19 protein-coding genes are annotated in these 18,685 nt (G+C 31.9%); 7 read left to right on the top strand and 12 right to left on the bottom strand.

Features of this window, described 5'->3' with window-relative positions; all coding sequences use genetic code 11:
* Positions 1-54: 54 nt before the first annotated feature.
* From EG814_RS04160 to EG814_RS04130, 7 genes are all read right to left on the bottom strand, one after another.
* Positions 55-1,416 carry a CsgG/HfaB family protein gene (locus tag EG814_RS04160; protein WP_125719225.1) on the bottom strand — a complete coding sequence of 454 codons (1,362 nt, stop codon included), beginning with the start codon at positions 1,414-1,416 and terminating at the stop codon, positions 55-57.
* 1 nt (position 1,417) lies between these two features.
* Entirely contained in the window at positions 1,418-1,822 is a 405-nt protein-coding gene (locus tag EG814_RS04155; RefSeq protein ID WP_125719223.1) for a curli assembly protein CsgF, read from the bottom strand.
* A gap of 16 nt (positions 1,823-1,838) precedes the next feature.
* On the bottom strand, positions 1,839-2,162 hold the full coding sequence (locus EG814_RS04150) for a curli production assembly/transport protein CsgE (protein WP_262699578.1): 324 nt from the start codon (positions 2,160-2,162) through the stop codon (positions 1,839-1,841).
* Positions 2,163-2,164: 2 nt separating this feature from the next.
* A complete protein-coding gene (gene csgH, locus EG814_RS04145; protein ID WP_125719221.1) occupies positions 2,165-2,569 on the bottom strand; it encodes a curli-like amyloid fiber formation chaperone CsgH in 405 nt (134 codons plus the stop codon).
* Between the two features lie 2 nt (positions 2,570-2,571).
* Positions 2,572-3,093: a hypothetical protein gene (locus EG814_RS04140; RefSeq protein ID WP_125719219.1), complete on the bottom strand. Its 522-nt coding sequence runs from the start codon at positions 3,091-3,093 to the stop codon at positions 2,572-2,574.
* A gap of 69 nt (positions 3,094-3,162) precedes the next feature.
* On the bottom strand, positions 3,163-4,008 hold the full coding sequence (locus EG814_RS04135) for a hypothetical protein (protein ID WP_125719217.1): 846 nt from the start codon (positions 4,006-4,008) through the stop codon (positions 3,163-3,165).
* 401 nt (positions 4,009-4,409) lie between these two features.
* Positions 4,410-6,599 carry a glutamine synthetase III family protein gene (locus tag EG814_RS04130; RefSeq protein ID WP_125719215.1) on the bottom strand — a complete coding sequence of 730 codons (2,190 nt, stop codon included), beginning with the start codon at positions 6,597-6,599 and terminating at the stop codon, positions 4,410-4,412.
* A gap of 427 nt (positions 6,600-7,026) precedes the next feature.
* Here EG814_RS04130 and EG814_RS04125 point away from each other — a divergent pair, with 427 nt between their 5' ends.
* Both EG814_RS04125 and EG814_RS04120 read left to right on the top strand, forming a co-directional pair.
* A complete protein-coding gene (locus tag EG814_RS04125; RefSeq protein ID WP_111424307.1) occupies positions 7,027-8,043 on the top strand; it encodes a glutamine synthetase beta-grasp domain-containing protein in 1,017 nt (338 codons plus the stop codon).
* A 366-nt stretch (positions 8,044-8,409) separates the two neighbouring features.
* Complete coding sequence (locus EG814_RS04120; RefSeq protein WP_125719213.1) at positions 8,410-9,384, top strand: TerC family protein; 975 nt, start codon at positions 8,410-8,412, stop codon at positions 9,382-9,384.
* Positions 9,385-9,458: 74 nt separating this feature from the next.
* On the opposite strand, the gene EG814_RS04115 is transcribed toward EG814_RS04120, so the two are convergent.
* The 3 genes from EG814_RS04115 to EG814_RS04105 all read right to left on the bottom strand — a co-directional run bounded on the left by EG814_RS04115 (position 9,459) and on the right by EG814_RS04105 (position 12,188).
* Positions 9,459-9,983: a hypothetical protein gene (locus EG814_RS04115; RefSeq protein ID WP_125719211.1), complete on the bottom strand. Its 525-nt coding sequence runs from the start codon at positions 9,981-9,983 to the stop codon at positions 9,459-9,461.
* Positions 9,984-10,074: 91 nt separating this feature from the next.
* The gene (locus EG814_RS04110) at positions 10,075-10,944 is read right to left on the bottom strand and encodes an alpha/beta hydrolase (RefSeq protein WP_125719209.1); all 870 of its coding nucleotides are present in this window, start codon (positions 10,942-10,944) and stop codon (positions 10,075-10,077) included.
* 371 nt (positions 10,945-11,315) lie between these two features.
* Positions 11,316-12,188 carry an AraC family transcriptional regulator gene (locus tag EG814_RS04105; protein WP_125719207.1) on the bottom strand — a complete coding sequence of 291 codons (873 nt, stop codon included), beginning with the start codon at positions 12,186-12,188 and terminating at the stop codon, positions 11,316-11,318.
* Positions 12,189-12,638: 450 nt separating this feature from the next.
* On the opposite strand from EG814_RS04105, the gene EG814_RS04100 reads away from it, so the two are divergent.
* From EG814_RS04100 to EG814_RS04085, 4 genes are all read left to right on the top strand, one after another.
* Positions 12,639-13,004 (top strand): T9SS type A sorting domain-containing protein, encoded by a 366-nt coding sequence (locus EG814_RS04100; RefSeq protein ID WP_125719205.1) that lies wholly within the window; start codon positions 12,639-12,641, stop codon positions 13,002-13,004.
* Between the two features lie 460 nt (positions 13,005-13,464).
* Positions 13,465-13,869, top strand: coding sequence for a secretion protein (locus tag EG814_RS04095; RefSeq protein ID WP_125719203.1), 405 nt, complete (start codon positions 13,465-13,467; stop codon positions 13,867-13,869).
* A 675-nt stretch (positions 13,870-14,544) separates the two neighbouring features.
* Positions 14,545-14,946, top strand: coding sequence for a T9SS type A sorting domain-containing protein (locus EG814_RS04090; protein ID WP_125719201.1), 402 nt, complete (start codon positions 14,545-14,547; stop codon positions 14,944-14,946).
* A 362-nt stretch (positions 14,947-15,308) separates the two neighbouring features.
* Positions 15,309-15,695, top strand: a complete 387-nt coding sequence (locus tag EG814_RS04085) for a secretion protein (protein WP_125719199.1) — start codon at positions 15,309-15,311, stop codon at positions 15,693-15,695.
* A 50-nt stretch (positions 15,696-15,745) separates the two neighbouring features.
* On the opposite strand, the gene EG814_RS04080 is transcribed toward EG814_RS04085, so the two are convergent.
* Both EG814_RS04080 and EG814_RS04075 read right to left on the bottom strand, forming a co-directional pair.
* Positions 15,746-16,294 carry a Hint domain-containing protein gene (locus tag EG814_RS04080; protein ID WP_125719197.1) on the bottom strand — a complete coding sequence of 183 codons (549 nt, stop codon included), beginning with the start codon at positions 16,292-16,294 and terminating at the stop codon, positions 15,746-15,748.
* 101 nt (positions 16,295-16,395) lie between these two features.
* A complete protein-coding gene (locus EG814_RS04075; RefSeq protein WP_125719195.1) occupies positions 16,396-16,851 on the bottom strand; it encodes a hypothetical protein in 456 nt (151 codons plus the stop codon).
* Positions 16,852-17,215: 364 nt separating this feature from the next.
* Here EG814_RS04075 and EG814_RS04070 point away from each other — a divergent pair, with 364 nt between their 5' ends.
* The gene (locus EG814_RS04070) at positions 17,216-18,673 is read left to right on the top strand and encodes a hypothetical protein (protein WP_125719193.1); all 1,458 of its coding nucleotides are present in this window, start codon (positions 17,216-17,218) and stop codon (positions 18,671-18,673) included.
* Positions 18,674-18,685 lie beyond the last annotated feature (12 nt).

The raw sequence follows: 18,685 nt of genomic DNA, 5'->3' as shown, positions 1-18,685 counted from the left end.
TTAGTTTATTTTAAAATTTAAACGGGTCCTTATACTTTAGAAATTTCTAACATATTATTTTTTCTTTTTGACAAAATAATACGTTAATCCTAATCCGAATTTATAATAATAATCATCTCGTGTTCCCGCTACTATATAGTCAAGATTGTCACTGAAATTTATATTTTGTTCAGCAAATAATTTTATCCCAATTCGATCTGATGCCATATATTCTAAGCCTGCTCCGTACTGAAATTTACCGTATGAATTTTCAAATTTTCGATTCATTCCATATCCTCCTCCAGCGTATAAAAATGGCGTAAGACGATCTTTAGGAAGTATGATCCACTCCATATTAAGGTCATAAGTAAGATAACCTACATCAAGTAAATTTTTGTTAGCAAGATTTACGACGTTTGTAGAAGCACTTACTGTAAAACTTGGAGTAATAAGCCATTTTAAGGCTCCACGTCCAAAAGGTCGTAAAAGCGGATCTCTGTAATCTCCATCCATTAAAGTGGTTCCGCCAGAAAGTTCCATAGAAAATTTACTTCTTCTGTTTTCCAAAACTCTATCATAAAGGCCTGTTACATCGGCCGTTTTGGTTTCTTCAGCGTAAGCTTTAAGTAAATTATCAACCTGCCATTTTGGTGCATCGGCCTGCCAGATATTATCTTTTATTCCTTCTAAAACCAATGATTCTACTGCTTTTTCTATAGCTTCTGTTACAGCCATATGCACTGGTTCATTGGTAGTATATCCTGTTTCAACTTCCAAAAGTCTTTTAAAATTGACATATCTAAAAAGGCTTTCATCAATAGCTTGAGAAAGTATTGTTTTTGAAATGTAAATTGATTTTAAGATTTTTCCGTTTGAGGTAGAAATCATTCTCAAGTAAATAGTAACTCGATCCTGACGGTATTTTACAGATGCTCCAGCACCAAAATACCTAGCTCCGAATCCGCCTGTGATAATATTGGAATCATACGAAACAATCCCTCCTTCCAGCAATACCCCAGCATATAAAAGCGGAGTCAATTGCGGTTCGTTTGGATTCGCATTTTTTACATATTCTTGTCTTGTAGCGCGAATAAGGTTTCGCTCCTGCAAAAGGTTTCCGATATTTTCACGCTCAATTGGCACAAACCATTTTGAGTCTTCTAGTGCTTTTATCAAAATTGAGGTTGCACCCTGAGTTACGGCAGTACTAAAACTGCTTCCGTTTTCCTGAGGTTTATATTGCCCTGTCTGGTCTCTAAATTTGTAGACACCGACAACGACTTGTTCCTTAGGTTTTGGCAGATCTTTTAATAATGAAGTCGCAGGCGTGCCTTCTCCCAAAACAGCTTTCTGTACTCCAGTGGGTTGATTATAATAAGCGCCGCAACCAGTTAAAAGAAATCCAAATACAATGAATAGATAGTAATGGAATCGCATGTTATTGATTTGGGATGATTACTTGTGTTTGTTCTCCTGTATTGGTATCTAAAATATTGAGCGTTAATCCATCAGCTGAAGGATAAACATCTACCGAATAACTTCCGAAAGTATAAGAGCCTTCTTTGATACCATCTGTACCAAATTGCTGTTTATAAAGAGAACTGGAAATCTGACTTAATAACTGTGAATTTAAATTGGCTTTAAATCGTTCTAAGTCGGTTTGCTGTGTAGTGACAGCTGTTTTATCTTTTTGCTTGTTTTGTGCTTCGGCACTGCTCAAAAGCCATTGATAATTAAAGGTATCTCCCCCAAAAGCTGGATTGACCGGTTTATAAACTAAAGCCTGTGCATTTATAAACGGAGAGATAAAAAGTACTACTGTGAAGGTTAAAATAAATTTCATGGCGCTAATAATAAAATTAATACTGAGTGAAATATTTGCGTTCTTTTTCTTTTCCTTTCAAATAAGTAAAGGTTGCGTTTACAGATTCTTCTGCAACCGCTTCTAAAAATTCGTCATTTGGCTGTGCTAAAAATTCATAAATAACCTCATTATCGATGATTATCGAAATGGCTGTATTTCTCGCAAAACTATATTCTTCACCTATTGTGACTATTTTTTCTGCATTTATTCCAAGTTCATTGTATTTGTAATAATATCTATCGTAAAAATCTTTTCCCATTTTTGTTTTGGTATTATCGGTTATAATACCTTTCAAAACAAATCCATCAACGGGAAGCACTATTACATCATCTTTTTTTTTTCTTGACCAAGCACTACTCTATCTTTTGCTATAATCTGCTTATCTTCATCATAAAATAAGAGCAAAACAATTACTTGGTCATCTGCAGCCAAATTAATCTGAGAAGTAGATAATTTCTGAATCTCATTAGGCTGTAAGGTAAAAGCACCTACTTGATCATTATTAGATTGATTATTACTTTTATCATTATTTTTAATAACAGACAAACGGTAAGCTGCACTTCGAATTACATCTGTCAAATTCTCTGCAGTACCGGTAATTTTTACACTGTTCTCTATTTTCTCTATTTCTATTTTTGCTTTTATCTTATCCTGAGGGACTTGTCCAAACGTAAATAGCGAAAAAAACATTAAAAAAATTATAATATGTCTGTTTATAAAATACATGCTTATTTATTTATAAGTATTATTGAAGCTCCATTTCCTGTCTGTGTAATTTTCATGTTTTTGGACAGCGAATTGGTTCCAATATTTTGAATGTTTTGATTATCACCCTTTTGAATTATCTCCATGTTTACATTATGATTAGTATACAATGTAAAATCATTAATATTGTTGTTATCTCCTTGCTGTATAACACTCTGTGTGATTGTTTTGGCATTTTTATTTAAAAACAGTGCATTGCGGTCACCGTTTTGATCTACTGCCACCTTGGTATCATTAGATTTTAAAGAAGTATATACTTTATTAAAATCACCGATTTGCTGTATTACTACACCCGATTGAATTCGTGAGTTTAGTTCTTCGCGTTGCTTTTTATCCAAATTTGAAACAATGCTAAGAGCTTTTTCTTTTGAATTGAAAACAGAAGAGCTGTAATTATTAAATTCTAAATTATCCTCTTTATCCTGTCCATAAAAAAGGGGGCAGTAAAAAAGCATTAAAAGTATATATAGAATGAAATTTTTCATTTTGTTATATTTTTAATTTAAAAAAAATGTGATAGTCGTTCTGCGACTATCACATTTTATATTTAAGCCTTAGTTGCTTTGAGAAACAGTGATTGTGTTGTTGTTTCCTTTAGAGAAAGCAATACTGCTGTGAGATGCACCAAGTTGGTTTACAGTTGCTGTATTGGTGTTACCAATTTGCAATGTATGCTCTGTTAGCTTAGTACCATTTTGAGTAGATGTAGCTGTATTACCGTCACCATATTGATAGTGGTATGATTGGTTTCCATCTCCGTCAGCTGTACCACTTGGTGAAGTTTGATTTTGAGTAGATTTATTTCCTACTCCTCCCTGGCTTGCATATGCTAGATTATAGTCTCCAACTTGTGTCTGCCATGCTTGATTACCGCTATGTGGTCCAACAGGAACATTTACGTCATTAACGTGTCCAATTTGAACAGCGCTAAATGGAGATCCAGTTGGTCTTTCGTTACCAGTTGTTCCTTGATCTACAGTAGCTGTGTTGTTATCTCCCGTTTGAGACTGCCATGCTTTGTCAGATCCGCCAGTTGAACTTGGTGCATTAACGATTTGATCTTGCCAAATAGTAGCTTTGTTTAAATCACCATTTTGAGTTTGATAAGCTTCGTTGTTTTGGTTACTTTGAGAAATGAAAGCATCATTACCGTCTCCCTCTTGTTTCACATCAGCTTTGTTACTAACTGCACTGTACAAGGCTGGTTGAATTCCTTGGTACACTTCAGATGTGTTATCATCTCCTAATTGGTCAACTTTAGAATCATTAGTTTGACCATTTTGATTCGCAATACCAGTATTGCCGTCTCCAACTTGGCTTACCGAAGAGGTATTTCCTTGAGCGATTGCCGCTACTCCTACAAACAGCATCGCTGAGATGCTTAAAATTACTTTTTTCATAATAAATATATTTAATTGGTTATTAATACAACTTATTATGTAGGTTCTGTAGGTTTGTTCCGGGGGAGGAAAAATGAGGGCTTTTTATTAGTTTTAAAAACAAATTTTAAATCTATTTTTTCAACTTGATGACCAAAATTAGAAAAACTTATTCAAAACAAGTTCACGTATAAATACCTATTTTACAAGATATTAACCTCTTTTCGATAAACTGTAAAACTATCTCGATGAACTGCCAGAATGCTTAAAAATTTTCATAAGAAAAAAACTACTTATTGCAATTTATTTACATTTACGGTTTTAAAAGTGCTAAAAAAGAGAGATATTAACCTTGTTTTTACTATTATTACAAAAAAAGCCTGTCTTTTTGAGACAGGCTTTAACAAATTGTTACCTAAATATTACTTCGTAAACAATAATTCTCTGTATTTGGTCAAAGTCCAAGTTTCGTCATCTACCAATAATTCTAATTTATCACAGTGATTACGAATATCCTCAAAATATGGTTTAACATTATTGCAATACGCTTCTGCCATTTTTTGAGCATCTGTTAATTGATTGGCTTTCTTTCTTTCATTGGTCATTGCCAAAACCTTAGAATTAATTCCTTCAATATGACCTGAAATTTCTTTAATTAAAACAATTTGCTCCTTTGCAATAGTTTCAAACTCTTTTCCAAAAATCTCTTTTAATCCTTTTACATTATCAATTAATGTATTTTGGTAACGAATCGCAGTCGGGATAACATGATTTCTGGCAATATCACCTAAAACACGTCCTTCGATCTGGATTTTTTTAGTATATTCTTCCAATTCAATTTCGTAACGCGCTTCGGCTTCAACGTGATTAAAAATTCCTAATTCTTCAAAAAGATCCAAAGCTTGTTTCGAAACTTTTGCTTTAATTGCTTCCGGAGTGGTTTTAAAATTACTTAATCCTCTTTTTGCGGCTTCTTTTTCCCATGCTTCACTATATCCGTCGCCTTCAAAAAGAATTTTTTTAGATTGTTTGATGTATTCTCTTAAAACATTAAAAATAGCGTCGTCTTTTTTCATGTCTTTCGACTCAATCAAATTCTCCACTTCATTTTTAAAATCTTTTAATTGTTTGGCTACAATTGCATTTAAAGTTGTCATCGCATTTGAACAGTTTGAGTTTGAACCCACTGCTCTAAATTCCCATTTATTTCCTGTAAAGGCAAAAGGCGAAGTTCTGTTTCTGTCTGTATTATCTAATAATACGTCTGGAATTTTACCAACAACGTTCAATTTTAAGTCTGTTTTTTCTTCTGGCGAAAGTTTTCCTGTTGTTACGCTTTCTAATTCAGATAAAACTTTAGTTAACTGCGCTCCAATGAAAACCGACATAATCGCTGGCGGCGCTTCGTTTGCCCCTAACCTGTGATCGTTACTTGCTGTTGCGATAGAAGCTCTTAATAAAGTTTCGTTATCGTTTACCGCTTTAATCGTATTAATAAAGAAAGTCAAAAACTGTAAATTGCTCATTGGCGTTTTGCTCGGACTCAATAAATTAACTCCTGTATCAGTCGCCAATGACCAGTTATTGTGTTTTCCAGATCCGTTTACGCCTTTAAATGGTTTTTCGTGAAATAACACTTTAAAATCATGGCGTTCTGCCACTCTTTGCATCACATCCATCAATAAAGAGTTATGATCAACGGCCAAATTCGTCTCTTCAAAAATCGGAGCCAATTCAAACTGATTTGGTGCCACCTCATTATGACGCGTTTTAACTGGAATACCCAACAACATACATTCCTGTTCCAAATCTCTCATATAAGTAAGAGCGCGCGTTGGGATCGATCCAAAATAATGATCGTCTAACTGCTGTCCTTTTGCAGAAGTATGTCCTAATAAAGTTCTTCCCGTCATCATTAAGTCAGGGCGAGAATTTGCTAAAGCTTTATCTATCAAGAAATATTCCTGCTCCCATCCTAAAGTAGCTGTTACCTTTTTTACGTTTTTGTCAAAATATTTACAAACTTCTGTAGCCGCTTCATCAATTGCAGATAATGCTCTTAATAAAGGTATTTTATTATCTAAAGCTTCTCCTGTGTAAGCGATAAATACGGTCGGAATACATAAAGTTGTACCATATATAAAAGCTGGAGAAGTTGGATCCCAAGCCGTATATCCTCTTGCTTCAAAAGTATTTCTGATTCCGCCATTTGGAAAACTCGATGCGTCTGGTTCTTGCTGTACCAATTGTGCTCCACCAAATTTCTCTACAGGATCGCTTCCGTCATACGAAGTTTCAAAAAAGGCATCATGTTTTTCTGCTGTTGTTCCCGTCAAAGGCTGAAACCAGTGTGTATAATGTGTAACTCCTTTGGCAAGAGCCCATTCTTTCATTCCCATGGCGATATAATCTGCCAGTTTTCTTTCAATCTTCGTTCCATGCTGAATAGCATCTCTTACTCCTCTAAAAGCATCTGAAGTTAAATACTGTTTCATTGCCTTTTCATTAAACACATTTGATCCGAAAAGATTAGACTTTCGGTCAATTTCTTCAAAATGCACTGGCTTTCTGTTAGAAGCTTGTTGTAAAGCTTGAAAACGTAATGTTGACATGGTATGTAAAGTTTAAATTCGTACTAATTTTCATTAAAAAATAAGAGGCAAATATAAACAATAATTAAGCCTGTTGTAAATATAAATTTTAGATTTTTAGTCAACGTTTTTTCAATAGAAGATGCCTTTTTTAAAGAATAATGAATTCAAAACAAAGAAATATAACAAAAATGTGCGGTAATATTGATTAAATAAACATTTTTTCATAATTCCTTAACTCAGAAACTCAAAAAAGTGCCGTAATTATTACGAATTTATTTTTTTAAGGTTACTAAAATTGCTTTTTTTGAAATATACCCCTATCAAAATTGCGCTTATCCAAAAAATTATACTTCGATAAACAAAATAGCCCCCTAATTTTTAGGACTAAAAAAATAAATCTATATTTGACCCAACGAAAAAAACAAAAAAATTAATTTATATTATTATGGCTAAAATTAAGTTAGAGTACATTTGGTTAGACGGATATGAACCAACTCAAAATCTTAGAAGTAAAACTAAAGTTGAAGAGCACGAAAACTTCAAAGGAACATTAGAAGAACTTGGAAATTGGTCATTTGATGGTTCATCAACAAGACAAGCTGAAGGTGGATCTTCTGACTGTTTATTAGTTCCTGTTGCAATTTATCCAGATCCAACTCGTATCAACGGATGGTTAGTAATGTGCGAAGTTATGTATGCTGACGGAACACCACACCCTTCTAACGGTAGAGCTACAATTGATGATGATAATGATGATTTTTGGTTTGGTTTCGAACAAGAGTATTTCATTATGGATACTAAAACTCAACTTCCACTTGGTTTCCCAGTTGGAGGATACCCTGCTCCACAAGGGATGTACTACTGTTCAGTAGGTGGAAAAAACACACACGGTAGAAAATTAGTTGAAGAGCATGCTGATTTATGTATCGCTGCTGGAATTAACTTTGAAGGAATCAACCAAGAGGTTGCTTGCGGACAATGGGAATTCCAATTATTCGCTAAAGGAGCTAAAAAAGCTGGAGACGAAATCTGGGTTGCTCGTTACCTATTAGACCGTTTAACTGAGAAATATGGTTACTATATCGAATATCACCCAAAACCTCTAGGAGATACTGACTGGAATGGTTCTGGAATGCACGCTAACTTCTCTAACACAGTTCTTAGAACATGTGGTTCTCAAGAAACTTACGAGAAAATCTGTGAGGCTTTCCGTCCTGTTACTAAAGAGCACATCGCGGTTTACGGAGCTTACAACGATCAGCGTTTAACTGGTAAACACGAAACTGCTTCTATCAACGATTTCTCTTATGGAGTTTCAGACAGAGGATGTTCTATCAGAATTCCTTTAATGACTGTTCAAAAAGGTTGGAAAGGTTGGTTAGAAGACAGAAGACCAGCTTCAAACGGAGACCCTTACAAAATTGCTGCTAGAATTATCAAAACTGTTAACTCAGCAATCTAATTCAAAGCTTAAGTATATTCTAAAGTGCCGGTATTTATTTACTGGCACTTTTTTTATGAGCTAAATCCTGATATTCTTAATGATTCCGAAATTTCAAGACAGGAATCTCGTAAAGATTAGAATTACACCTATAACTTATTTAAGTTCTTATTGCACTAATTCATAATTCATAATTCATAATTCATAATTCATAATTCATAATTTTATTACCATTAAGCATCAAATTCTAGAGACAATAATTTTAGTTATTGAGTTAAACCAGCAAACTAGAAAATAGTAGCTTTAAAACAACTTTTTCTCGTTGAATTAATTTTTGAAGTTTAACATCAAAAGCTATCTTTGTATATCATTTAAACAAAAAACATTATGATCGTCTGGACTCTCTTTTTACTTGCTGTCGTTTTTATTCTTGCTTTAGACTTAGGCGTCTTTAACAAAACACCACATATTATTAGTACTAAAGAAGCCAGCAAATGGACCCTTGTTTGGGTAACTTTATCATTCCTTTTTTCGGGAGTAATCTACTGGCTATACACTACAGATTATATCGCAAACCCCGACAATCTAAAACCAACGGTAGCTTCTATGAAGTTTATTACGGGTTATTTGATCGAGCTTTCGCTAAGTGTAGATAATATTTTTGTCATTGCTATTATTTTTGCTTCGTTCAAAATTCCGCAAAAATACCAGCACCGCGTACTATTCTGGGGAATTCTTGGAGCCATTGTTTTCCGCGGACTAATGATTTTCTTCGGTGTAATGCTAATCAATAAATTTAGCTGGACTACTTATGTATTTGGAATATTCCTGATTTTTACCGCGTTAAAAATGCTATTCTCTGGCGAAGAAGAAGATTTTCACCCAAAAGACTCTTTTATTTACAAAGCTCTAGGTAAAGTTATGCCGATTACAGCAGAAATGGATGGAGAAAAATTCTTTATTTCTACCAAAACTGCCAAAAAAGCAGCAACACCTTTATTTGTGGCGCTAATTGTGATTGAGGTTATGGATGTTCTTTTTGCTGTCGATAGCGTTCCTGCGATTTTAGCCATTACATCAGATCCGTTTTTAGTTTTCAGTTCAAATATTTTTGCTATTCTAGGATTGCGTTCTATGTATTTCTTCTTAGCAAATATGCTGGCAAAATTCAGTTATTTAGAATACAGTTTGGTAGCCATTTTAGCTTTTGTCGGATTAAAAATGCTACTTCACGATTTCTTCCACGTACCAGAATGGGCTTCTTTAGGATTTATCGCTTTATCTCTTTTAGTTGGAATTTTGGTTTCTCTTAAATTTGGAAAGGAAAAAATATTGACAGATTCTGATCTACATGAAGAATAATATTTAAAAAAATATATTGCATAAAAAAAGGAAATCGTGAAGATTTCCTTTTTTTTATATTGATTTATTAAACTTTATAAATTAATTGTTTTAACCTTACTGTCATCAATGTTATATTTTGCAATAACTGTATTGTAGTCCAAATAATTCTTAGCATTAACTGATTTATTACTAATTAGAGGATCGTTACCAGGAACAACTACAATACGAAACTTTTGATTAGTTCTTAAATTAGCTGGTACAGTATTTAATTCAAATCCATCTAGATAAAGTTCAAAATCCACTCGGCTAAAATTAAATTTATAAGTAAAAAATAAAGTTCCATCATCATAATAATGTGATTCTGGAATTGGACTCCAAACGGTACCTCCATTTGCCGTCCCTGTTGCTCTATAAGCCAAAGCTACATCGCCTGGAAAAAGCGTAAATCCAAAATTTATAACCTCTCCCTCTCCATTCGAAGCAAAGTTAACATTATTAACATCAATAACTTGAGCAACTAATTCTTCTCCCGGAGGTCCCGGAGGCCCTTCTGGTCCTTCACAACTCGAAAATGCAATTAAACCGATAACTGCAAATAAGGTAAGTATCTTTTTCATAATTATTTTTTTTTAAAGATTATATATATAAAGGTATTCCAAAAATTAAACCAAAAAAAGCGATTTGGCTTATTTTCAAATAAAAATATCTTTATTTTTTTGCAGTAAGCTGATTCTTAGCCAATATTTTACTAAAAAACAGTGCGTGATACGGAAGCGAATTTTCCCAATAATCCCAAGTATGCGCTCCTGGTCTTTCTGTGTAATCATGATCTACTTTAGAATAAACCAATCTTCTGTGCAATTCTCTGTTGGGTTCAATTAAAAAATCATCTACTCCGCAATCTATAATTAGTGGCAATTTATTCGCCTTAATTTTATCAATCATTCCCATTACCGCATTTTGTTCGTACAATTCGGTATTACCGCTTTTGTCTCCAAAAACAGGCTGCATTAATTTTACAACTTGAGCCGAAGAATCTCTGTTTAACATCGTTCCCATATCTACTGCACCACTCATACTTCCGGCAGCGCAAAATAAATCTGGATGTCTTGTCGATAAATACAAAGCGCCATGTCCACCCATAGAAAGACCTGTAATCACTCTTCCACTCCTATTTGCAATTGTCTTATATGTTTTATCTACTTTTTGCACCACTTCTTGCGTAATAAAAGTTTCAAACTGACTTTCTTTGTTTACGGGACTATCCAAATAAAAACTAAACGTCTCCCCTTCTGGCATTACAATAATCATATTGTATTGGTCTGCTAGATTATGAACCAATTTTTTGTTTGGAGTACTTTTAAGCCAATCACTAAAATGTCCGTAAGCGCCATGCAATAGATACATTACAGGAAAAGCCGATTTGCTTTTTGCATAAGAATTTGGTAAAACCACTGCAGCTTTATAGGTTTTCCCCATAGCGGTGCTGGCAACTTGTAAGGTGTCTACTTTTGCGGCGTATGTCATGGTAGTCAAACAAAGCATGATTGCAGACAATAGCATTTTAATTTTTTTCATTTTTTGATATTTTTTTCTGATTAGGGTTCTGTAAATATAACTTTTTTTCAGAATAAAATATATGAAAAATCCGACTTCCAGTTTTACTAAAAAAATAGCCACGAATTGCTTCGCCTATTCGCTATCGCTCGAGTCACGAATTTTAATTTGAAGAAATATTTTGCGTAATTTGACTATATGAATTACACTAATTCTTATTTAAATCTGCTCGATCTGCTAAATCTGCGAGAGCATTTAAAAATTATTCGCCCAGATTTTGGAGATTCTGCTGATAGAAAATCCAATTATATCATAAAAAAGATAGCCACGAATTCACGAATTTTTAATATTAATTCGTGAATTCGTGGCTAAAAAAAAACTCAGCTAAAAAACTAGCTAATTATAATCTTATGTTCGTGTCGGTATTGCGATGCGCTCTTACCTGTATATTGTTTGAACGATTTACTAAAGTGGCTGAAATTATTAAAACCGCTTTCAAAACAAACCTCATTTATACTCATTGGCTGTTCTGCCAAAAGCTTTGAAGCATGCACCAGACGATATTCGTTTACAAATTCGGTAAATGTTTTGTTCGAAATCTTTTTAAAATAACGGCAGAAAGAAGGCGTTGTCATACTTACCATACTCGAAACCTCATCTATAGAAATAGATTCCTGAAAATGATCTTTCACAAAATTGAAAACCACATTCATACGATCGTTATCCTGAGTCTGCAATTCCATCGAAAATCCGTCTGCATTTAATATGGTATATTCTTCAGCCGATTCCAATTCGTCTAAAACACTCAAAAGCGTTATAAGTCTTTGAAACGGCGGTTCGTTTTCCATCATTTCAATTTTCTTTCCGATACGTTTTTTTGTTTCACCACCAAAAGCAATTCCGCCTTTAGCCTGTTTCAAAATATTCTGCACCTTTTTCATTTCTGGCGCAACGAAAAAGTCGCTTCCCAAAAATTCAGGTTTTATATGAATTACAGTTTCGGTTGTATTTCCTGTCTGCTCATTTGTAAAACCGCAATGTGGCAAATTAGCTCCTATTAAAAGTAAACTACCATTGGTATAATAAGAAACATGGCTTCCTATTTGTCTTTTTCCTGCCCCGCCATTTATATAAACCAACTCAATTTCTGGATGATAGTGCCATAAATGAGCTTTGCTATTGGTCTTTTCGGCGTGTTTAGTATAGGTAAAAGAACTTCCGTATGAGTTAGTTATCACTTCAAGAGCTGGGGCAATAGTCTTCATGATAATTTCTTTAGAAAATAATAGCAAATTTAACAAAAACGCCTAAAATAATTTAAATTTTAACCTATAACGGTTTCGTAAATGCGAATTTTACATTAAAATAACGTTCTTAACATTGAAAAATCCATACAGAAATCCACTTTTTTTTAGGGTCTTATTTTTTTTCTTGACTTTTTTTCTATTTATCCTATTTAAAACCTGATTTTATACAAATATGTTAAAAATTGTAAGAAAAATAGAAATTTTATGAAGTATGCGGTTTTTGAAAAAATTTGAAGAAAAACAATCAAATTAACAAAAAGACAACATTAAAGTCAAATTTTAACATATAACGGTTTCGTAAATGAGAATATAGCATATAAATTGGAAAATATAGATGTTAAAATACCACACATGCTGCTATAACTTTGCATCAGAAAAATGAACGAAAAAAATTTAATACTATAGAATATGAAAAAGATTATGAAATTAAGTTTAGTATGTGCAGTACTTCTAACAGGAATGAGTACTTATGCAATTGATGGAAATGAAGCATTAAATCTTCATGTATTGAAAGGAAATGGCAAGGTAATTGCTTTTGGAATTAACCAATTACAAAAAGCTGTCATCAGTATATATGATACAAATGGTACTTTAATTTATACTGAAAACGCTTCTGGTAAAACTGGAATCTTAAGAACTTTCAGTTTAGAAGAATTTCCACAAGGAAAATACATTTTAGAAGTTGCTGATAGCTTCAAAAAAGTAAAATATGATATTACAGTAAATGCAGATAGTTCTACTTTGTCTTCAAAAGGAACAACTTCATTAAACTAAGAAAATATTAAGGTTAAGTGCAATTCTTCACGGCACTTAAAACTTTATACTCTAATAAGTATAAAAAGTGAGGTTAGATAGTTAGTAAGTTAAAAACTTTCAAAAGTTTTAAAAACAGCTCTTTGTGGTTACTGAGCTGTTTTTTTTTGCCCTAATGTTTCGCAGAGATGCACAGAGATTTCGCAGAGATTCGCTAAGATTTTATTTAAAAAAACTTTGTGAATCTCTGCGTTTTTTCTTTGTGTATCTCCGTGGTACAAAAACTCTATATTTTACCAAAACGTTAAATTAAAATTACCGTTTTAACCAAAACGCTGAAAATAATTCAAATTTTAACCTATAACGGTTTCGTAAATGAGAATATAGCATAGAAATAAGAAAATACAGTTGTGCTTTTTTACTTACAACGGAAGTAATTTAGCATCAGAGAATTAGAACTATTAATTTAAAACTAAATACCATGAGAAAGATTGTTAGATTGAGTTTAGTAGCAGCATTGCTTTTCGCAGGAATAAGCACATATGCAATTGATGGAAAAGCAGATTTTAATCTGCATGTAATTAAAGCTAATGGTAAATTGATCACTTTTGGTCTTAACCAAACACAAAAAGCCAACTTAGCAATTTATGACAAAGACGAAACTCTAATTTACTCTGAGAGCGCCTCTGGTAAAGATGGAATTTTAAGAACTTTTAGTCTAGAAGAATTTCCAGAAGGAACTTATTTCTTAGAAGTAGAAGACAATACAAAAAAAGCAAAATACGAAATTACAATAAAAGACGATTCTTCAGTTTTATCAAAAAACGCTGTGTCTTCTGTGTATAAAGCAGGTTTTGCTAAAAATTCAAGCGTGGCTGCACGCTAAAAAGTTATGCTTTCGTAAAGTATAAAAGTGAGGTTAGATAGTTAGTAAGTTTAAAAACTTTCAAAAGTTTTAAAAACAGCTCTTTGTGGTTATTGAGCTGTTTTTTTTTGCTTTTTTATGAAGGATTTGTTTCACACAGAGACACAAAGGTTTCGCATAGATTCGCAAAGATTTAATTTTAAAATTATGCATATATAAAGGCAAAGTTCGCAAAGCTTTATACATATAGCTTTGCGAACTTTTTTATTTTATAAAATTTACTCAAAAAACTTTGCGTTCTCTGCGATAAAACCCTTTCTAACTTTGCGGTTAAAACACACAATCCAAAAAAAAAATCCTTTACCACAGAGATACACAAAGATTTCGCAGAGATTCGCAAAGATTAATAAAAAAACTTTGCGAATCTCTGCATTTCTTTGAGAAACTCTGTGTAATATATATCATAGCATTTGTAAAGTAATTCTTAATCCATAGTAAAGTTAAAATTAAGAGAAACATTAAAAAATAATAACCGAATTAACAATAACAATAAATATAATTTAAAATTTAACCTATATCGGTTTCGTAAATGAGAATATAGCATAGAAATAAGAAAATACAGTTGCTTTTTTCGCTGCATTATATAACTAATTTAGCATCAGATAATTAGAACAATTAAATTTAAAACTAAGTACCATGAAAAAGATTGCAAAATTGAGTTTAGTAGCAGCGTTGCTTTTCACAGGAATAAGCACTTACGCAATTGATGGAAATGGAGAATTTACTCTTCATGTATTAAAAGCTAATGGAAAACTGATCACTTTCGCACTTAATAAAGTACCGAAAGCCAATTTAGCTATTTATGACAATGACGGAACTTTGATTTATTCTGAAAGCGCATCTGGTAAAGATGGAATTTTGAGAACTTTCAGTCTAGAAGAATTTCCAGAAGGAACTTATTTCTTAGAAGTAGAAGACAATGTAAAAAAAGCAAAATACGAGATTACAATAATTGATAATGCATCTTTGTCTAGAAATGCAGTATCTTCAGTTTACAAATCTGGTTTTGCTAAAAATTCAAGCGTTGCCGCACGCTAAGATTTTAGATCTAAAAAGGCACAATCAAGGTTAGAAAATTTTGAAATTACATTAAACAAAACAGCTCTCTGTCTTTATCGAGCTGTTTTTTTTTATTTGTATTTGTAATGAAAAATATATTAGGTTTTAATTTTAGAAAAGTATTCTTATAAATTAAATTAAGTGCATTTAAAACACTTAAAAAAACTCAAATTTCCAAAAACCGCAAGCTCAGTAATTACGTACATAGTTCAAACAAAATACAGAAATAATTACAATTCAACAACTTAAGCATTTAAAAATGCTAATTTATTGCCAAAAATTAAATTTGTATTTGTAGTTTTACGCGTTCCACATTTAGTAATTAACAATTTAAAAAAAACATGACAAAATTTACCCAAGCTGGTTTAGTTGCTGCCTTTTTTTTAGCGACTGTGTTTACCTATGCCTTAGACGGAAAAGGTGATTACATTTTAAATATCAAAACAGGAAACGGAAAAGTAGTTAGCTTTACTTTGGATACTGTAGAAAATGCATCTTTCTCTATCTACGACGAGAATCACAACTTACTTTATGCGGGAGAATCTGCAGCAGACAAGTTAGAGGTTTCAAAAACAATTAGTTTAGAAAGTTTTCCTGCAGGAACTTATGTTCTTGAAGTGAAAGCAAACGACAAAGTTGAGAAACACGAAATTAAAGTTGCTGCTAAAAAATTGAAGACTGTAAAGTTAGACCAAACTGTTAACCAGAGTCCATCTTTCCGTCGTTAATTTTTTGCCCCTAATTTTTGAAAAGCAGCTCGTACCAGGAGCTGCTTTTTTTATATCTCATTATTTATTTCTTTTAAATTATCTGGAAGAGAATCAAAATACATTTGAAAAATGAAATCACCAACTATAACTCCCTGCGCCAATAATAAATGATCATCAGGGCTTGTAAATTTAAGATCATTAACAGCTATGCCATTGATTATTCCATAATACTGCCCTAAAGAAACTAGCTTAACCTCAACAGAATTGCCATCTTTATCTACAAGATGTTGTCCGGGTATTAATTGTATACCTCTAGCGTATTTACCATTTTCAAGCAAAAAAGGCTGGTCCATAGTGCAGATCATTTCTTTATTATCTCCAAATACTAAATAAAGCGCATTATTAAACCCTTGAGTACCTCCACTAAAAGTAACTTTTCCCTCTGATGAAGATAATTGAAGTTTGCCTGATTCTAATTTTGCAGAAAATGCCAAAACGGAGTCTCCTTTATACAAATCACTGATAGCTTTTTCTCCAGAAGGAGTCGCGATTGCCGTATGACCCGCCATACATTTAAGAGATAAATCTTTTAATAATTGGTTAGAATCTAATTCCATAATTTTATGTTTTTAATTGCTAACCAAAAGTAAGCCATTAGAAACGCTCTATATAAAGTATAAATACCTGTTTTTAAACAGCTAGTAATCTTTTAAGACTATCAATTCTCAGATGTTATTTCTCTTCTCAAGCTTTCTCCTATTTTAACCAAATCCCAAAAAAGATCAGTTTCTGATGTGATCATTATTTTTTTAGATGTTACGAAAACCGAAGAATGGGCAAAAGCATAAATATAATCCAACACATCTATGAGTCTAAAATTCTGCCTATATTCTGGTCTAACCTCGTGACTGTATGCAAAACAAACATTCCCAAATTCTTTTTCCAAAAAAAGTAATCCTAACTGATTTTCGAACAGTTTTCTTATTTCATGATTTAATGTCGTTGTTTCTGAAATTTGTTTCTTCAAAAAAATATCGAGAGTAAAAGAAGATTCATTACTTTTTTGCCTTATTTTTTGAATGTAAAACTCCAGATGAGCATTATCAGAATACACAACTGTACTTTTGTTGCTCTGTAAAGCTTCTATTTTATTAAGATATTGTTCTATAATCATCTTGATATTCTTTAGCTGTATAAAGTTAAAAAGTAAAGTTTAATAGAACTTGATTAGATATTTAAACCTCTCAGAAATGAGAGGTTTTCTATTTTTTTAAGATAATATTTCCACAATCTTGTCACTTCGACGGAGGAGAAATCTCCGCGAGAAATTCTACAAAGATTGACGACATTCTGTACGGAGCTACTTGTGGAGATTTCTCCTTACGTCGAAATGACAAACTTTATGAAATTTATTGCTGGCGCGAGCGTCGCGCTCGTGCATAAAATGAAAGTTTTTTAATACACAAAAAATAGTTGTCTTTTTAAAAAACAAACTATATTTGAAAATTCATATTCACCTAAAAATTATAATATAAAAAATGGAGTTAAGGCAATTTAGCAATCTAATTTTTAAACTTTCAGGTCTATTTATAATCTATGGTTTGCTCTTCAAATATACAATAGAAGCTGTGTTTGACATCAATAAAAATAGCATAACTTCTGGTCTTTCTGGCGGATATTCTTTAAATTGGAATGTTGCCTTTATTTGCATTTTATGCTTTGTAATTTTAATTAAAAACTCAAATTTTTTGACTTCCCTTTTTTATCTAAAAAATTACATTGTTGAACTAAATGAGATAAATCAGTATCGAATTTTAAAAATTATTTTTATAACATTTATTTTTTTTCAATTTCTTATTTATTTCCTCACTCCAAGAGACATAAGCTTTTGGAGCGCAATATTCTCCAATAGACCAATTATACTTCTTGTTTTAATTTTATTTCACAGGAACATCATAAAATTTATTATTAGACAAATTAATTCTTATTCTGAAATACACTCGAATTATATTTTTGTTTTTTCAATGATTTCAATTCTTTTATATTTTTATTTTTTCTGGGATTATGGGTTTGTTTCAATAAATCCTTTTGAATTTACTTTCCGTATTATCATCTTACTTTTTACTTTGAGCTCTCCATTAGTTTTTAGATTGTTAGTAGAAAAAGATATATCAATTAATAGTAATCATTTTGTATTCATCTTATTTTTATGGACTTTATTTCTTTATAATTTACAAGAATTTTTATTTAAATTCCCTCATTATGAAAAAGATAACATGTATCTCATTAAAGATTTATCACTTCATGTGATACTTCCTGTATTCCTTTTAACTCTTAATTCATTCTTTGCGAAAATTAAAAACATTTCAATCTTACAATTTGCATTTACTATAATTGGAACTTTATCTATTTTCTGTTTCATTTTAAAATATTTGCATGGATATCAATATGCAACTAACTTGTATTTAATATGTGGCATTATATCAATTTTCTTATCTACAAGAACTCGTATACTAGATAAAAAACTGGAAAAATTACAGTTTAAAAATAAATTAAAGCCAATAGAACCATCTTTACAAAATAGTTCTTCATTTCTATTTATAGCACTAATATTTCTTACTGTTTCAAGGCATTTTATTATACTTTTTGATTATGACACAAATTTTACTGCTAATGATTTAGCATCTTGTAGCATTGCGATAATCCAATTAGTTATTATTCTAATAATCGTATCAAAAAAGAATTTAAAATTAGATAATGCCGATAGTTTTATAAATACATCGCTGACATTCTTTTTAATATTAATATTCTGCAATAATCCCTTGTGGTTTCTTAGTCGTTTACTTTTTTATAGAAATGCAGCCTTTTTTAATATTACCAATAATGATATTGTTTATTTTATAGTTTTGTTATTGGCAATACTATTTTCATCTTATTTAACCAAATTGATAAAAATTGTTTTACCAAAAAGTTACATTACAAATTTTTCTAACTAGTATTTCAAATTG

The sequence above is a fragment of the Flavobacterium ustbae genome (genome assembly GCF_003946915.1).
GTDB lineage: Bacteria > Bacteroidota > Bacteroidia > Flavobacteriales > Flavobacteriaceae > Flavobacterium > Flavobacterium ustbae.
Note: the sequence above shows the minus strand (reverse complement) of the source record. Positions and strands in the feature narration are given on the sequence as shown.

Bases quoted from the DNA above. Each gene is read 5' to 3' on its own strand.
- EG814_RS04160 (WP_125719225.1), bottom strand. From the start codon at position 1,416: ATGCGATTCCATTACTATCTATTCATTGTATTTGGATTTCTTTTAACT.
- EG814_RS04155 (WP_125719223.1), bottom strand. From the start codon at position 1,822: ATGAAATTTATTTTAACCTTCACAGTAGTACTTTTTATCTCTCCGTTT.
- csgH (WP_125719221.1), bottom strand. From the start codon at position 2,569: ATGTATTTTATAAACAGACATATTATAATTTTTTTAATGTTTTTTTCG.
- EG814_RS04140 (WP_125719219.1), bottom strand. From the start codon at position 3,093: ATGAAAAATTTCATTCTATATATACTTTTAATGCTTTTTTACTGCCCC.
- EG814_RS04135 (WP_125719217.1), bottom strand. From the start codon at position 4,008: ATGAAAAAAGTAATTTTAAGCATCTCAGCGATGCTGTTTGTAGGAGTA.
- EG814_RS04130 (WP_125719215.1), bottom strand. From the start codon at position 6,599: ATGTCAACATTACGTTTTCAAGCTTTACAACAAGCTTCTAACAGAAAG.
- EG814_RS04125 (WP_111424307.1), top strand. From the start codon at position 7,027: ATGGCTAAAATTAAGTTAGAGTACATTTGGTTAGACGGATATGAACCA.
- EG814_RS04120 (WP_125719213.1), top strand. From the start codon at position 8,410: ATGATCGTCTGGACTCTCTTTTTACTTGCTGTCGTTTTTATTCTTGCT.
- EG814_RS04115 (WP_125719211.1), bottom strand. From the start codon at position 9,983: ATGAAAAAGATACTTACCTTATTTGCAGTTATCGGTTTAATTGCATTT.
- EG814_RS04110 (WP_125719209.1), bottom strand. From the start codon at position 10,944: ATGAAAAAAATTAAAATGCTATTGTCTGCAATCATGCTTTGTTTGACT.
- EG814_RS04105 (WP_125719207.1), bottom strand. From the start codon at position 12,188: ATGAAGACTATTGCCCCAGCTCTTGAAGTGATAACTAACTCATACGGA.
- EG814_RS04100 (WP_125719205.1), top strand. From the start codon at position 12,639: ATGAAAAAGATTATGAAATTAAGTTTAGTATGTGCAGTACTTCTAACA.
- EG814_RS04095 (WP_125719203.1), top strand. From the start codon at position 13,465: ATGAGAAAGATTGTTAGATTGAGTTTAGTAGCAGCATTGCTTTTCGCA.
- EG814_RS04090 (WP_125719201.1), top strand. From the start codon at position 14,545: ATGAAAAAGATTGCAAAATTGAGTTTAGTAGCAGCGTTGCTTTTCACA.
- EG814_RS04085 (WP_125719199.1), top strand. From the start codon at position 15,309: ATGACAAAATTTACCCAAGCTGGTTTAGTTGCTGCCTTTTTTTTAGCG.
- EG814_RS04080 (WP_125719197.1), bottom strand. From the start codon at position 16,294: ATGGAATTAGATTCTAACCAATTATTAAAAGATTTATCTCTTAAATGT.
- EG814_RS04075 (WP_125719195.1), bottom strand. From the start codon at position 16,851: ATGATTATAGAACAATATCTTAATAAAATAGAAGCTTTACAGAGCAAC.
- EG814_RS04070 (WP_125719193.1), top strand. From the start codon at position 17,216: ATGGAGTTAAGGCAATTTAGCAATCTAATTTTTAAACTTTCAGGTCTA.